This window comes from Streptomyces sp. NPDC038707, assembly GCF_040636485.1.
GTDB lineage: Bacteria > Actinomycetota > Actinomycetes > Streptomycetales > Streptomycetaceae > Streptomyces.
On record NZ_JBEZUP010000009.1, the window covers coordinates 260,592 to 274,434 of the forward strand.

10 protein-coding genes and 1 pseudogene are annotated in these 13,843 nt (G+C 71.5%); 2 read left to right on the plus strand and 9 right to left on the minus strand.

From position 1 onward, the window contains the following. Nucleotides 1-13: 13 nt before the first annotated feature. Nucleotides 14-1,120: a glutamate 5-kinase gene (gene proB / locus AB0E62_RS15655; protein WP_362192848.1), complete on the minus strand. Its 1,107-nt coding sequence runs from the start codon at nt 1,118-1,120 to the stop codon at nt 14-16. A gap of 367 nt (nt 1,121-1,487) precedes the next feature. Between proB and AB0E62_RS15660 the strand changes: the two genes are divergently transcribed. After that, complete coding sequence (locus AB0E62_RS15660; RefSeq protein WP_362192796.1) at nt 1,488-2,156, plus strand: hypothetical protein; 669 nt, start codon at nt 1,488-1,490, stop codon at nt 2,154-2,156. A gap of 313 nt (nt 2,157-2,469) precedes the next feature. Here the strand turns inward: AB0E62_RS15660 and AB0E62_RS15665 are convergent, their stop codons facing one another. The 3 genes from AB0E62_RS15665 to AB0E62_RS15675 are packed head-to-tail and all read right to left on the minus strand — an operon-like array spanning nt 2,470 to nt 8,745. Beyond that, nucleotides 2,470-3,615 carry a glycosyltransferase family 4 protein gene (locus AB0E62_RS15665; protein WP_362192799.1) on the minus strand — a complete coding sequence of 382 codons (1,146 nt, stop codon included), beginning with the start codon at nt 3,613-3,615 and terminating at the stop codon, nt 2,470-2,472. Then, nucleotides 3,612-6,485: a CDP-glycerol glycerophosphotransferase family protein gene (locus AB0E62_RS15670; RefSeq protein ID WP_362192802.1), complete on the minus strand. Its 2,874-nt coding sequence runs from the start codon at nt 6,483-6,485 to the stop codon at nt 3,612-3,614. Before AB0E62_RS15670 ends, AB0E62_RS15665 begins: the two co-directional genes overlap by 4 nt. Nucleotides 6,486-6,492: 7 nt before the next feature. Beyond that, nucleotides 6,493-8,745, minus strand: a complete 2,253-nt coding sequence (locus AB0E62_RS15675; RefSeq protein ID WP_362192805.1) for a bifunctional glycosyltransferase family 2 protein/CDP-glycerol:glycerophosphate glycerophosphotransferase — start codon at nt 8,743-8,745, stop codon at nt 6,493-6,495. Between the two features lie 258 nt (nt 8,746-9,003). Here AB0E62_RS15675 and galE point away from each other — a divergent pair, with 258 nt between their 5' ends. After that, the gene (gene galE, locus AB0E62_RS15680; RefSeq protein WP_362192808.1) at nt 9,004-9,975 is read left to right on the plus strand and encodes a UDP-glucose 4-epimerase GalE; all 972 of its coding nucleotides are present in this window, start codon (nt 9,004-9,006) and stop codon (nt 9,973-9,975) included. A gap of 72 nt (nt 9,976-10,047) precedes the next feature. On the opposite strand, the gene obgE is transcribed toward galE, so the two are convergent. The 5 genes and pseudogenes from obgE to AB0E62_RS15705 form a co-directional block, all read right to left on the minus strand. Next, nucleotides 10,048-11,493, minus strand: coding sequence for a GTPase ObgE (gene obgE / locus AB0E62_RS15685; protein WP_362192811.1), 1,446 nt, complete (start codon nt 11,491-11,493; stop codon nt 10,048-10,050). Nucleotides 11,494-11,631: 138 nt separating this feature from the next. Continuing rightward, on the minus strand, nt 11,632-11,886 hold the full coding sequence (gene rpmA / locus AB0E62_RS15690; RefSeq protein ID WP_023550764.1) for a 50S ribosomal protein L27: 255 nt from the start codon (nt 11,884-11,886) through the stop codon (nt 11,632-11,634). Between the two features lie 14 nt (nt 11,887-11,900). Beyond that, a complete protein-coding gene (gene rplU, locus AB0E62_RS15695; RefSeq protein ID WP_028422127.1) occupies nt 11,901-12,221 on the minus strand; it encodes a 50S ribosomal protein L21 in 321 nt (106 codons plus the stop codon). A 192-nt stretch (nt 12,222-12,413) separates the two neighbouring features. Then, nucleotides 12,414-13,475, minus strand: coding sequence for an iron-containing alcohol dehydrogenase family protein (locus AB0E62_RS15700; RefSeq protein ID WP_362192815.1), 1,062 nt, complete (start codon nt 13,473-13,475; stop codon nt 12,414-12,416). Beyond that, nucleotides 13,463-13,843, minus strand: a pseudogene (locus AB0E62_RS15705) (phosphocholine cytidylyltransferase family protein); the annotation flags it as partial. The pseudogene AB0E62_RS15705 and the gene AB0E62_RS15700, both read right to left, overlap by 13 nt.

Sequence of the window (13,843 nt, forward strand, 5' to 3'; positions counted from 1 at the left end):
GTTTTGCGAGCCCTTACGCGTGCAGGAGCACCAGATCGTCCCGGTGTACGACCTCGCGTTCGTACGCGGCACCGAGCTCGCGCGCCAGCTCGCGGGTCGAACGCCCGATCAGCAGGGGGATCTCCTTGGCGTCGAAGTTGACGAGTCCCCGGGCCACCGCGCGGCCCCGCGCGTCCCGCAGTTCGACGGGGTCACCGGCGCTGAACTCGCCCTCCACGGCGGCGATTCCGGCGGGCAGGAGCGACTTGCGCCCGTTCACCACCGCGTCCACCGCGCCGTCGTCCAGGGTGAGGGCGCCCTGCGGGGTGGAGGCGTGCTGGAGCCACAGGAGCCGGTCGGCGGAGCGCTTGCCGGTGGGGTGGAAGTAGGTGCCGGTGTCGCCGCCGGCCAGTGCCTCGGCCGCGTGGACGGCGCTGGTGAGCACCACCGGGATGCCGGCGGCGGCGGCGATCCGGGCGGCCTCCACCTTGGTGACCATGCCGCCGGTGCCGACGCCCGCCTTGCCCGCGCTGCCGATCTCGACGCCCGCGAGGTCCTGCGGTCCCCTCACCTCGGCTATCCGGGAGGTGCCGGGCCGGCTGGGGTCGCCGTCGTAGACGCCGTCGACGTCGGACAGGAGGACGAGCAGATCGGCGTGGACGAGGTGGGCGACGAGCGCGGCGAGGCGGTCGTTGTCGCCGAAGCGGATCTCGTCGGTGGCGACGGTGTCGTTCTCGTTGACGATCGGGAAGGCGCCCATCGCGAGCAGTTCGTCCAGGGTGCGGGAGGCGTTGCGGTGGTGGGCGCGGCGGCTCATGTCGTCGCTGGTGAGCAGGATCTGGCCGACGCGGACGCCGTAACGGGCGAAGGAGGCGGTGTAGCGGGCGACGAGCAGGCCCTGGCCGACGCTGGCGGCGGCCTGCTGGCGGGCGAGGTCCTTGGGGCGGCGGCGCAGGCCGAGCGGGGCGAGGCCGGCGGCGATGGCACCGGAGGAGACCAGGACGATCTCCCGCTCGCCTCCGCTCCGGCTCTTGGCGAGGACGTCCACGAGGGCGTCGACGCGGTCGGCGTCCAGGCCGCCCTCGGCGGTGGTCAGCGACGAGGAGCCCACCTTGACGACGATCCTGCGGGCCTCGCCCACGGCCTGCCTTGCCCTTGCCACGGTGCCTTCCGTCCCCTCGCGCGCTGTCCGGCTGCCTGTGCGGCAATCTACGCGAAGCCGTGTGGATGGTGCGCCGGGGTCCGCTGGATGGACAGCGGCGAACGGGCTCTCAGGCAGGGGGTCCGGCCGCCGAGTGCGACCGGTTGGGCACCGCCGGAGCGTCCCGTCCCCCGTGTGGAACCCCGCTTCGGAGCCGCTCCGGAACCGCTTCGAGACCGCTTCGGAACCGCCACGGAACCGCCACGGGGCCGCGGCCGTCGGTGCGGACCGGTCTGCGATCATCGGGCTCATGCGTCTATCGGGTTCGACACGTGCCGCCGTCGGCGCGGCCTGCGGTGCGATGATCATGATGACTCTCGCGGGGTGCGGTTCCTCGGCCCACGGGAAGCCGGCCGCGCACGCCCGGACGGACGACGCCCAGCCGCACACGGCGCTGAAGCGCGTTCCCGGCGTCGGGGACCGGCTGTGGGACCGCGTGCCGGCCGGTTCCCGTCAGGTGGTCGTCGTGTACGGCGCGGGCAAGGACTCCCCCGACTCGTCCATCGCCCTCTTCGCCAAGCACGGCTCCGAGTGGAAGCGGGAGCGTTCCTGGTCCGGGCACAACGGCCGCAAGGGCTGGACGACGGACCACCACGAGGGGGACCTGCGCAGTCCGGTGGGCGTGTTCACGCTGACCGACGCGGGCGGTGTGGACGCCGCGCCGCGGGCCAGGCTGCCCTACACCAGGTCCGCGGCCTTCCAGGCGCCGCACTACTGGAAGAAGTCCTACTGGCACGACTTCGACTACGTCATCGCCATCGACTACAACCGGGTGAAGGGCACCCCGCCCAACGATCCGGTCCGTCCACTGGGGCAGTCCAAGGGCGGCGGCATCTGGCTGCACGTGGACCACGGCAGCGGAACGTCGGCGTGCGTGAGCCAGTCGGCGTCGGACATGCGGTACCTGCTGCGCACGCTCGACCCGAAGGCGCACCCGGTGGTGGTGATGGGGGACCGGGAAGACCTCAGGGCCTGAGGTCCCGGCCACCGTCGCCTCGGCGGCCGGCGTGGTGATCCGTACCTCCGCACGCACAGGACTCCGAGCCTCCGCACGCACAGGACTCCGTGCCTCCGCACGCACAGGACAGGGCCACGGCCGCGACGCCGTCGGCCCCGCCCGCTCGCCATCGGCTTCTTCCCGTCGCGGAAGCTGCTGCGCGGGTACGCGGAGGACCAGCGCCGGGGCGCGGACCCGAAGGGCGTCCCCTACCCGGCGAGGTATCAGGCACCCGTCCACTCTGGGTGTTCGTCATGGTGCTGCTGGCCTTCGTTCTCCCGGGCTGACGGCGTCAGCGCTCCAGGAACCCGAACAGTTCTTCCCACCGGTCCCGGATGACCTCCGGCGCGTACCGCCGGACGTTCTTGCGGGCCAGCTCCCCCATGCTGTCGCGCAGTTCGGCGTCCTCCATCAACCGCCCCAGCTTCTGGGCGAGTTCGGGGACGTTTCCGGGGCGGGCGAGGAGACCGTCCTCCTCGTCGCGGACGATCTCGCGCACGCCCGGCGCGCAGTCGAAGGCCGCGCACGGCACCGCGCAGGCCATCGCCTCCAGCAGGGCCAGCGGGAAGCCCTCGCCCCGGGAGGACTGGACGAACACGGACGCGCCCCGCAGCGCGGCGGCGACGTCGTCGGTCTGGCCCGCCCACTCCACCCGAGCGTCCAGGCCGAGCCGGGTGCACTGGCGGCGCAGGGCCTCCTCCTCGGGGCCGGAGCCGTAGATCCTCAGGAGCCAGCCGGGGTGCTTCGGCGCCGCTTCCGCCCACGCGTCCAGGAGCATGTCGATGCCCTTCTGGTGCCCCAGCCGGCCGATGCTCGCGACAACCTTCTCGGTGCGCTCGGAGGGGGTCTTGGGCATCATCGGCAGCGGGTTGGGCATGTAGCCGACGTTGTTCAGGCCCCGGCCGATCCACCGGTCGGCGTCCTCGCGGGTCAGCAGCAACAAACGGTCGACGTCCTTGTAGTACCGCTCGATGCGCCCGCAGCGCGAGGAGCCGCGCGAGTACGCGTAGGACTCGTGGCTCATGCCGATGACCGGGTGGCCCGCGGTGTCCGCGAGGGCCACCCACTCCATGGCCCACACCTGCGTCACGATGATCATCGCCCCGGGCCGGGCGGCCCGGAAGACGGCCGACAGCCGCTCGGCGGCCTCCCGCATGCCCCGCTCCCGCGCGGCCTCGCGGCGCCGGGCCCGCAGGTCGGCCCGGTCCAGCAGGGTGCGGGGCTGCCGGCGGGCGGGCGGGCGCGCGTCGTAGAGCGTCATCGTGCCGAAGGGCGGGTTGTCACCCAGGTCCATGGGGACCTCGGGCGGCGCGATGCCGACGATGGTGACCCGGTGGCCCCGCGCGGCGAACAGGGAGGCCATCAGCGCCTGCCAGCGAGCGACTCCGCCGAGTTCGTTGACCTCGTTGGCCACGAAGATGATGTCGCGCTGTGTCATCGTGCGTCTCCCCGGGTTCCGAAGAAGCGATCGACGATCCGGGCGGCGGCGTCGCCGCGGTCGTACTCGCCGTACCGGGCCACGAACTCCTTGAGGCGCGCCTCCTGGTCGCGGGCGAGACGGTCCAGGTCCTCCAGGACGTCGAAGAGGTCCTCCGCCGTGTGGACGACCGGGCCGGGGGCCTCCTCGGCCAGGTCGAAGTACGTGCCGCGGCTGCTGCCGGCGTACTCCTCCCAGTCGTAGGTGAAGAACACCATGGGCCGCCGCAGGAGCGCGTAGTCGAACATCACCGAGGAGTAGTCGGTGACGAGCGCGTCCGCGAGCAGGAGAACCGGGGTGATGTCCGGCTCGCCGCCGACGTCGACGACCCGGCCCGCGACGGAGGGCGGCAGCGTGACGTGGTTGAGGTAGTGGGTGCGCACCAGCAGGGTGAGGCGGTCGCCGAAGCGGTCGGCGAACTCGTCCACGTCGAACGGGAACTCGAACGTGCGGACCTTGCCGTTCCGCTCCCGGAACGTCGGGGCGTACAGCACCACCGGGCGGTCCGGGCGGATGCCGAGCCGCTCCGCGAGTTCCCGGGCCACCGGGTCGGGGGCGCCCGCGTCCTTGGCCCGGACCAGCGCGTCGTTGCGCGGGTAGCCGGTGCGCAGGAGGCGGTCCTCGCTGATCCGGTAGGCGGGGGCGAGGGTCCGCTCGTCGTGCCGGCCGCGCACCACGAAGTAGTCGAACCGGTCGATGGCTTCCTGGTAGGCGCGCTGCTCGTGCTCCGGCATGACCCGGTACTTCGGCTCGTCGAACCCCATCCGTTTGAGGGCGGAGCCGTGCCAGGTCTGGATGTACGTGGTCTCCGGGCGCTTGCCCAGCTTCAGCGGGAAACCCTGGTTGTCGATCCAGAACTCGGCCTGGGCGAGCGCCCGGAGGTAGGGCCAGGACCAGCGGCGCACCAGTTCGGCGTCCTCGGGGAAGCCCGTGGGGCGCTCACCGGCGTAGGACCAGATGGCGTGGAAGGGCAGGTCACGGCGGCGCAGCTCCTCGTAGACGGCCCGCGGGCTGTCGCCGTACTGCTTGCCGAGGTGGCTCTCGAAGACGACGGTGCCCTTGCGGACGGGCAGCAGCCGGATCATGCGGTGGTACGCGGCGATCTTCCGCGGGCCCGAGTGCAGGTCCTTGCGCACCGCGAGCACCTTGCGTGCCGTCTTCTTGGCCAGCGCGGCGGGCGGGCTGTGCAGGTTGCGCCGCACCAGCGCCGAGGTGCGCCGGGCGAGCGCGCCGTGCTGGGCGAGCCGGAAGGCCAGGTGGCCCTTGGCCGAGGCGTGCGGCACGAGGCGGTCGGCGGTCATCCGGCCGAGCCGGGGCCGGACCCGGACCACGCCGGCGTCCTCCAGCGCGGTCCGGCCGACGGTCAGCCGGCTGCCGGTCCGGACCCCGTCGACGCTCAGGTACAGGCGTACGTCCCACACCTCGTCGACGATGCCGAGGGGACGGAACCGCGCCGCCAGCGGCACGACGGCCTCCCAGACCACCGAGTCGCCCTCGTGCCGCACCCGCCGCACCGGGAACCGGAAGGTCTGCGGGCTCCTGCGGCGGGCGCGGAACTCCAGCTCGGCCTTCAGCTCGGCGTCCGGCGGGATCACCCCGAGCGGGTTGACGACGGCGCCGGAGATCCTGATGCCCCCGGGCTTCTCCGCGTAGGAGGTCACCTGGTTGCGCAGCCACAGGCGCTCGACGGGCCGGGCGTGGTGGCCGAGGTCGGTCACGTCGAGGATCCTGCGGGCCAGCGGGTCGTCGAGGTGCTCCGCGCACCAGTAGACCCGGCCGTCGCGCTCGGTCAGCGGGCTGGACACCTTGCGCGGGTTGATGAGCGTGTCGATCGCCGGGGTGAGGTTCTTCCAGTCCTCCCGCAGCAGCAGGAAGGCGCAGAGCCGGTGGACCGGCGACAGCCCTTCGTAGGCCTCCGGGGGGAAGTCGCGGAGGTAGTCGCGGGCCAGCGAGGCGAACCGCCGGCGGTAGTCGTCGTCCAGGAAGGGCAGGTCGCGCAGGTACAGCACCAGGTCGTGCTTGAGGAACTTGCGGTCCTTGTGGAGCTTCAGCTCCGGCCGGCCCCGCTCCTCGAGGACGCGGTCGATCCTGCGGTGGATCTCGACGCGGTCGGCGAAGTTGTTGATCTCGTGGCGCCGGTTGCTGATCGACTTGGCGGCGGCCTTCTCGGCCACGTTCCAGTGGTAGACCGTGTTGGGGATCAGGGTGATCCGGGAGGCGGCCAGGTACGCCCGCGCGGAGAAGAGCAGGTCCTCGTAGTGGATGCCCTTGGGGAAGGCGAGGCCGCCCTCCAGCAGGAACTCACGCCGGTAGCACTTGTTCGTCGAGAGGGTGTCGAAGACCATCAGGTCCGGTATCTCGGCGACGGAGCCGAAGGTGCGCGTCTCCCGGTACAGCCACGGGTACCACGGGGCCTTCTTGCCGTGCCGGCTGTCCGTGTGGACGCGCAGGCAGAGCCCGGAGACCAGGTCGGCCCCCGTGTTCTCGGCGGCCTCCAGCAGGTTGCGGCAGGCGTTCGGCTCCAGCGTGTCGTCGCTGTCCAGGAACATCACGTAGCGGCCGCGGGCGACGGCGACGCCCTGGTTCCGCGGTTCGCCGCAGCCGCCGCTGTTCTCCGGCAGCCGGATCGCGCGCACCCGGTCCGAGCGGGCGGCCAGCTGCCGCGCCACCTCGTAGGACCCGTCGGTGGAGCAGTCGTCGGCGATGACGACCTCGACATTGCGCAGGGTCTGCTCCAGGACCGACTGCACGGCCGTCGGCAGTCGTGCGGCGTCGTTGTAGACGATGACGACGACGCTGATGTCGGGCGTGGTGTCGGGTCTCTGGAGCACTGGGCGGCTACCTCATGGTGGTGGGGGTGAGAGCCGGTGCGTCGCGGGACGGCCCCGGTGCGGGGGCGGGGGTGCGCTCGTCCAGCGGGACGACCGGCGGCAGGTCGGCGAGGTCCTCCTTCAGGAAGATGTGGCGCACCACGCGCTCCGCCGCGCGGCCGTCGTCGAAGTCGCAGAAGCGGCGCCGGAACCGGTCGCGGGCCAGGGCGGCCCGCTCCCCGCGCCAGGCGCCGGAACCGAGCACGTCGGCCAGTTCCTCCTCGGTGGTGGCGACGGCCCCGGGAGCCTGGGTGAGCACGTCGAAGTAGGTGCCGCGCACGACGGAGTAGGTCTCCCAGTCGTCGGCGTAGATCACGATGGGCCGGTCCAGGTTCGCGTAGTCGAACATGGCCGACGAGTAGTCGGTGACCAGGCAGTCGGCGGCGAGGTAGAGCCGTTCGACCGCGAGGTGGCCGGACACGTCGATGATCCGGCCCTCGGACGGGGAGCCGGCCGGCGTCTTCGCCGGGTGGTCGTCGGGGTGGGCCCGCACGAGCAGCACGGCGTCCGGCCCCAGCCGTCCGGCCAGCTTCTCCAGGTCGAGCCGCGGCGCGACGCCGCGCTGGTACTCCCGGTGCGTCGGCATGTACAGGAAGACCGTCGCGTCCTCGGCCACGCCGAGCGCGCGGCGGGCCTCCCGTACGTCCTCGGCGGTGGAGTTGAGGAGGACGTCGTTGCGCGGGTAGCCGGTCGCCAGGGAGGTGTACGAGCAGGGGTAGGCGCGCTGCCACACGGCGCTCGAGAAGTGGTTGGCGACGATGCTGAAGTCCCAGCGGTCGCAGCGCTGCAGCATCGCGGCGAAGTCGATGTTCGCCGAGGCCGGGTACTGCCGCCGGTCCAGTCCCATGGACTTCAGCGGGGTGCCGCGGTGGGTCTGCACATGGATCTGGCCCGGCCGCCGCACCACCGCGTCCGGGAAGTTCACGTTGTTGACGAGGTAGGTGGCGCGGGCGAGCGCCGCCCAGTACTCGCGCGACCCCACCCGCACGAAGTCGACGCCCTCGGGCACCTGGTCCACCGCGTCCGGGCGGACCGCCCAGACCCGGCGGATGTGCGGCGCGAGACGGGCCACCTCGGTGGCGATGGCCGCCGGGTTGCAGGTCACGCCGCGGCCCCCGAAGGCGGAGAAGACCGCGAGGTTCTCGTCGAGCGGCAGTCTGAGCTGGTGCCGGTAGTCGAGGCTCAGCGCGGTGCGCCTGGTGCGGCCCAGGGTGGTGCGGGCGTAGCCGCCGGCCTTGGCCCGGAGCTTCACGACCGCCTTGGCGCCGACCAGACCGGCGTAGGCGTCGCGCTCCAGCAGCGCGTACTTCTTGCCGCGGGACCCGGCGGGCTTCTGGAAGCCGGCCGGTGTCCGGGCCCGGTAGTCGGCGGCGGCGCGGTGGAAGAACTCGGCGCGCGCGTCCCGCGGCAGCCGGCCGGGACGTTCCAGGATCGCCAGGTAGTGGTCGACCATCTTGCGGAAGATCGGTGCGCGCCACCGCTCGGCGTCCGCGCGCGTGTCGAGGAACTCGAAGACGCGGCGGTACTGCTCGAAGATGTCGAAGTGCTTGCGGCTGACGGTGCTCAGGATGTTGCCGCCCTCGCGCCGCTGCCGGTACAGCAGGCAGACGCGGTCCAGCACGGCGATGCGCTCGGCGCTGATCAGGGAGCGGAACGTCCACAGGGCGTCTTCGTAGTAACCCGGCGGGAAGGTGAAGCCCTCCTGGGCGATGAAGTCCCTGCGGTAGGCCTTGTTGCAGACGATCTGCAGGAGGCTGAGCAGCTGGGGACGCTCGGCGAGGGAGAACACCCCCGGGCCGGCTTCCTTCAGCAGGAGTGCCTTCTGGTTCGGACGGGTCTCGCCGTTCCAGTAGGTGCGTACGTAGTCGTAGATCAGTACATCGGGATCACCGGCGGCGGTCAGCCGCTCCGCTATCGCGGCGAGTGACCCCGGCGCCAGTGTGTCGTCGCTGTCCAGGAACAGAACGTAGTCGCCCCGTGCCTCTTCCAGAGCGGCGTTGCGCGCCCGTCCGAGGCCGACGTTCTCCGAGAGGTGGATCACACGGATGCGTTCGTCCCGGGCGGCGTACTCGTCGAGCAGGGCGCCGGAACCGTCCGGGGAGCAGTCGTCGACGGCGACGATCTCGAAGTCCCGGAAGTCCTGCCCGAGGACCGACTCAAGGCACTCGACGAGGTAGCCCTGCACGTTGTAGACGGGGACGACGAGAGAGAGCCTGGGCATCATTGGCAACCTGTCTCCGTGGTGGACGTTGACGACGCGATCGCGGCCGGCCCATGCGGCCATCACCGACCCGAGAGCACCGTTCATCAGCGTAGAGGATCAACAGGTTGTTACCGTCCGGGCCACTTGGCGTCCTACCGACAGTCACCGTAGCAGCATTGCCCCATTTCTTCATATGAGAGCAGATTTGCCCGATTCGATTTTTCCGGGACCGGGAGACAGGCTGAACGGACTGACCGCCGCTGTGGAGAGGTGACGATGAGCTGGCTGGTAACTGGTGGCGCCGGATATATCGGCGCGCACGTGGTCCGCACCCTGATCCAGGGGGGCGAGGAGACCATTGTCTACGACGACCTCTCGACCGGCAGCGCCGACCGGGTGCCCGAGGGCACGCCCCTGGTGGTCGGCAGCGTCCTGGACGCCGACAAGCTGGAGCGGACCATCCGTGAGCACGGCGTCACCGGCGTCGTGCACATCGCGGCCAAGAAGCAGGTCGGCGAGTCCGTCGAACAGCCGCTGCACTACTACCGGGAGAACGTCACCGGGCTCCAGACCCTGCTGGAGGTCATGACCGCCACCGGAGTCGACCGCATCGTCTTCTCCTCCTCCGCCGCGGTGTACGGCATGCCGGACGTGGACCTCGTCACCGAGGACACCCCCTGCGTGCCCATGAGCCCGTACGGCGAGACCAAGCTGATCGGCGAGTGGCTGATCGCCGCCGCCGCCCGGGCCCACGGCCTGCGGGCCGCTTCGCTGCGCTACTTCAACGTGGCCGGCGCGGCCGAGCCCGCCCTCGCCGACACGGGTGTCTTCAACCTCATCCCCATGGTCTTCGAGCGGCTCGAAGCCGATGAGGCGCCGCGGATCTTCGGCGACGACTACGCCACGCCGGACGGCACCTGCGTGCGCGACTACATCCACGTCCAGGACATCGCCGGCGCGCACCTCGCGGCCGCCCGCCGCCTGACGAGCGCCGAGGCGGGCACGTCCCTCGTCCTCAACATCGGCCGCGGCGAGGGCAGCTCGGTGCGCGAGATGGTGGACCGCATCCTCAAGGTCACCGGCCGCGAGGACGTGCGGCCCGAGGTCACCGAGCGCCGTCCCGGCGACCCGGCCCGCGTGGTGGCCTCCGCCGACCGCATCCGCCGGGAACTGGGCTGGTCCGCCGCGCACGACCTGGACGACATGATCGAGTCGGCCTGGCAGGGCTGGCGGCACCGGCACCCGTAGGACGCGAAAGGGCGGCGCCGCACGGCGCCGCCCCGGGCGTCACCGCCCCCGCCGGTCCACGACCGGCACCGCTCAGAACGGCTCGAAGTCGTCGAACTCCTGCAGGGCCTCGTCGCGCTCGGCCTGCTTGTCCCGGCGGCGCTGGGCCGCGGGCCGGGGCTCGTCGAAGCGGTGGTCCTCGCCGCGGCGGCCGAGCATCTCCGCGCCGGACATGACGGTGGGCTCCCAGTCGAAGACCACCGCGTTCTCCTCGGGGCCGATGGCGACGCCGTCGCCCGCGCGGGCGCCCGCCTTCATCAGCTGCTCCTCCACGCCGAGACGGTTCAGCCGGTCGGCGAGGTAACCGACGGCCTCGTCGTTGTTGAAGTCGGTCTGGCGGACCCAGCGCTCCGGCTTCTCGCCGCGCACCCGGAACAGCGGCTCGCCGCCGGCGTCCTCGCGTACGACGGTGAAGCCCGCGTCGTCCACGGCCTTGGGCCGGATGACGATCCGGGTCGCCTCCTCCTTCGGCTTCGCGGCCCGCGCCTTGGCGACCAGCTCGCCGAGGGCGAAGGTCAGCTCGCGCAGACCCGTGTGGGCCACGGCCGACACCTCGAAGACGCGGTAGCCGCGGGCCTCCAGGTCGGGGCGGACCATCTCGGCGAGGTCCTTGCCGTCCGGTACGTCGATCTTGTTCAGGACGACGATGCGGGGCCGGTTGTCCAGGCCGCCGTACTCCCGCAGCTCGGCCTCGATGACGTCGAGGTCGGAGACCGGGTCGCGGTCGGACTCCAGCGTGGCGGTGTCCAGCACGTGCACCAGCACGCTGCACCGCTCCACGTGGCGCAGGAACTCCAGGCCGAGGCCGCGGCCCTGGCTGGCGCCGGGGATCAGGCCGGGCACGTCGGCGATGGTGTAGACGGTGGAGCCCGCGGTCACCACGCCGAGGTTCGGGACCAGCGTCGTGAACGGGTAGTCGGCGATCTTCGGCTTGGCCGCGCTGAGCACGGAGATCAGCGAGGACTTGCCGGCGCTCGGGTAGCCGACGAGGGCCACGTCCGCGACCGTCTTCAGCTCCAGCACGATGTCGTGCAGGTCGCCGGGCTCGCCGAGCAGCGCGAAGCCGGGCGCCTTGCGGCGGGCCGAGGCCAGCGCCGCGTTGCCGAGACCGCCCCGGCCGCCCTGCGCGGCGATGTACGAGGTGCCGTGGCCGACCAGGTCGGCGAGCACGTTGCCCGCCTTGTCCAGCACGACCGTGCCGTCCGGGACCGGCAGGACCAGGTCCTGGCCGTCCTTGCCGGAGCGGTTGCCGCCCTCGCCGGGCTTGCCGTTGGTGGCCTTGCGGTGCGGGGAGTGGTGGTAGTCGAGCAGCGTCGTGACCGACTGGTCGACGGTCAGGATGACGTCGCCGCCCCGGCCGCCGTTGCCGCCGTCGGGGCCGCCGAGCGGCTTGAACTTCTCACGGTGGACGGAGGCACAGCCGTGGCCTCCGTTACCCGCGGCGACATGCAGTTCGACGCGGTCCACGAAGGTGGTCATGGTGGGGTGCCTCCAAAAGACGAGCGGGTGTTACCTGGGTCAACACGCGAAAGGCGGACCTGCCTTCCCGCCGGGGAAGTGAGGTCCGCCTCGCGAAAGCGTTCAGCGCTGAATCAGGCGATCAGACGATCTGGTGATTCAGGCGACCGGAACGATGTTCACGACCTTGCGGCCGCGGTGGGTACCGAACTCCACCGCACCGGCCTGGAGGGCGAACAGCGTGTCGTCGCCGCCACGGCCGACACCGGCGCCGGGGTGGAAGTGGGTGCCGCGCTGGCGGACCAGGATCTCACCAGCGTTCACGACCTGACCGCCGAAGCGCTTCACGCCGAGCCGCTGGGCATTGGAGTCGCGACCGTTCCGGGTGGACGATGCGCCCTTCTTGTGTGCCATATCTCCTCAGTCCCTTACTTCGCAGCCGTGGGGATCGACGTGACCTTGATCGCCGTGTACTGCTGGCGGTGACCCTGCCGACGACGGTAACCGGTCTTGTTCTTGTAGCGCAGGATGTCGATCTTCTGGCCCTTGTGGTGGTCCACGACCTCGGCCTGGACCTTGATGCCGGCCAGCACCCACGGGTCGCTGGTCACGGAGTCGCCGTCGACAACGAGCAGGGTCGAGAGCTCGACCGTGTCGCCAACCTTGGCGGTGGAAATCTTGTCAACCTCAACGATGTCGCCGACAGCAACCTTGTGCTGGCGACCACCGCTGCGCACGATGGCGTACACGCGGATCTCACTTTCGCTCGCTTCAGAACCGGCACCCCCGCAGGCCAGCCGCCCAGAAACACCACAGACGACCTCTCCCGGCCAACCGTGTGCCCGGGAGGAAGAGGTTTACGGGGATGTGGCGTGTTCAGTGGACACGCCGACGGTCCAGGGTACGGGGCCACGGCCAGGGGGGTCAAACCGGGCCACGGCTCAGGCCCCGACCGTGGCGACGTACTCCGCGTACGCCTCCCCGATGCCCTCCGGCGACAGCCCGAGGTGTTCGAGGATGGTGTACCGGCCCGGCCGGGTCTCCGGGGCGAACCGCACGGCCCGGACGAACTCGTCGTCGGCGAAGCCGATGTCCTCGGCCACCACGGGCAGGCCGTGGCGGTGCAGCACACCGGCCAGCTGCCGGGCGCCCTCGTGGTCGCCCCGCAGATGCGTGGCGAAGGCGGCGGCGATGCCCACCTGCTCGCCATGGCTCGCCGCCCGCTTCGGGTACAGCAGGTCGAGCGCGTTGCTGATCTCGTGGCAGGCGCCCGAGCAGGGCCGGGTGTGACCGGCGATCGACATGGCGATGCCCGACAGCACGAGGGCCTCGGACAGCACGGTGAGGAACCCGTCGTCACCGCAGCCGCCCGGGTGGCGCAGCACGCTCTCGCCGGCCTGCCGGGCCATGGCGGCGGCCAGGCCGTCGACCTTCTCGCCGTTGACCCGGTGGGACAGCTCCCAGTCCGCGACCGCCGAGATGTTGGACAGGGCGTCGCCGATGCCCGAACGGACGAAGCGGATCGGCGCCTCCCGCACCACCGCGAGGTCCACCAGGAGGGCGATGGGCGCGGGCACGCCGTACGAACCGTGGCCGGCGTCGTTGCCCAGTATCGACACGGGCGAGCAGATGCCGTCGTGCGCGAGGTTGGTGGCGACGGCGACCATCGGCAGCCCGATGCGCGCCGCGGCGTACTTCGCGCAGTCGATGACCTTGCCGCCGCCCAGGCCCACCACCGCGTCGTACCGGCCGGGCTTCATCTCGTCGGCCAGCCGGATGGCGTCGTCCAGGGTGCCGCCGCCCACCTCGTACCAGGTGGCACCGGGCAGGGTGGGGGCGATCCGCTCGCGCAGCCGGGCCCCGGAGCCGCCGCTGGCCGCGACGGCGATGCGGCCGGACGGCGAGATGTGCTGGTCGGCGAGGACGCTCGCCAGGTCGTCCAGGGCACCCGGGCGGATGTCCACGACGACCGGCGAGGGAATCAGCCGGGTCAGTACCGGCACGCGATCTCCCGTCCTCGGGCCAGGTCGTCGTGGTTGTCGATCTCGACCCAGTCGACCTCGCCGATCGGCGCCACGTCGATGCGGAAGCCCCGGTCGACCAGTTCCTGGTAACCGTGCTCGTAGAACTGCTGCGGGTCGGTCTCCCAGACCGTCTTCAGCGCGTCGGCCAGGTCCGCCGCCGCGTCGCCCTCGATCAGGGTGACGCCGATGTACTCGCCGGTGGCCTCGGCCGGGTCCATCAGCTTGGTGATCCTCGTCATCCCCTTCGCGGGATCGACGACGACCTTCATCTCCTCGTCCGCCAGCTTCTTCACCGTGTCCACGGCCAGGATGATCTTCCTGCCGTCACCCCGGGCGGCCAGCAGCGT

Excerpts from the sequence above, each read along its gene's own strand:
- AB0E62_RS15660 (WP_362192796.1), top strand. The coding sequence starts at position 1,488 with ATGATGACTCTCGCGGGGTGCGGTTCCTCGGCCCACGGGAAGCCGGCC.
- AB0E62_RS15665 (WP_362192799.1), bottom strand. The coding sequence starts at position 3,615 with ATGACACAGCGCGACATCATCTTCGTGGCCAACGAGGTCAACGAACTC.
- AB0E62_RS15675 (WP_362192805.1), bottom strand. The coding sequence starts at position 8,745 with ATGCCCAGGCTCTCTCTCGTCGTCCCCGTCTACAACGTGCAGGGCTAC.
- galE (WP_362192808.1), top strand. The coding sequence starts at position 9,004 with ATGAGCTGGCTGGTAACTGGTGGCGCCGGATATATCGGCGCGCACGTG.
- obgE (WP_362192811.1), bottom strand. The coding sequence starts at position 11,493 with ATGACCACCTTCGTGGACCGCGTCGAACTGCATGTCGCCGCGGGTAAC.
- rpmA (WP_023550764.1), bottom strand. The coding sequence starts at position 11,886 with ATGGCACACAAGAAGGGCGCATCGTCCACCCGGAACGGTCGCGACTCC.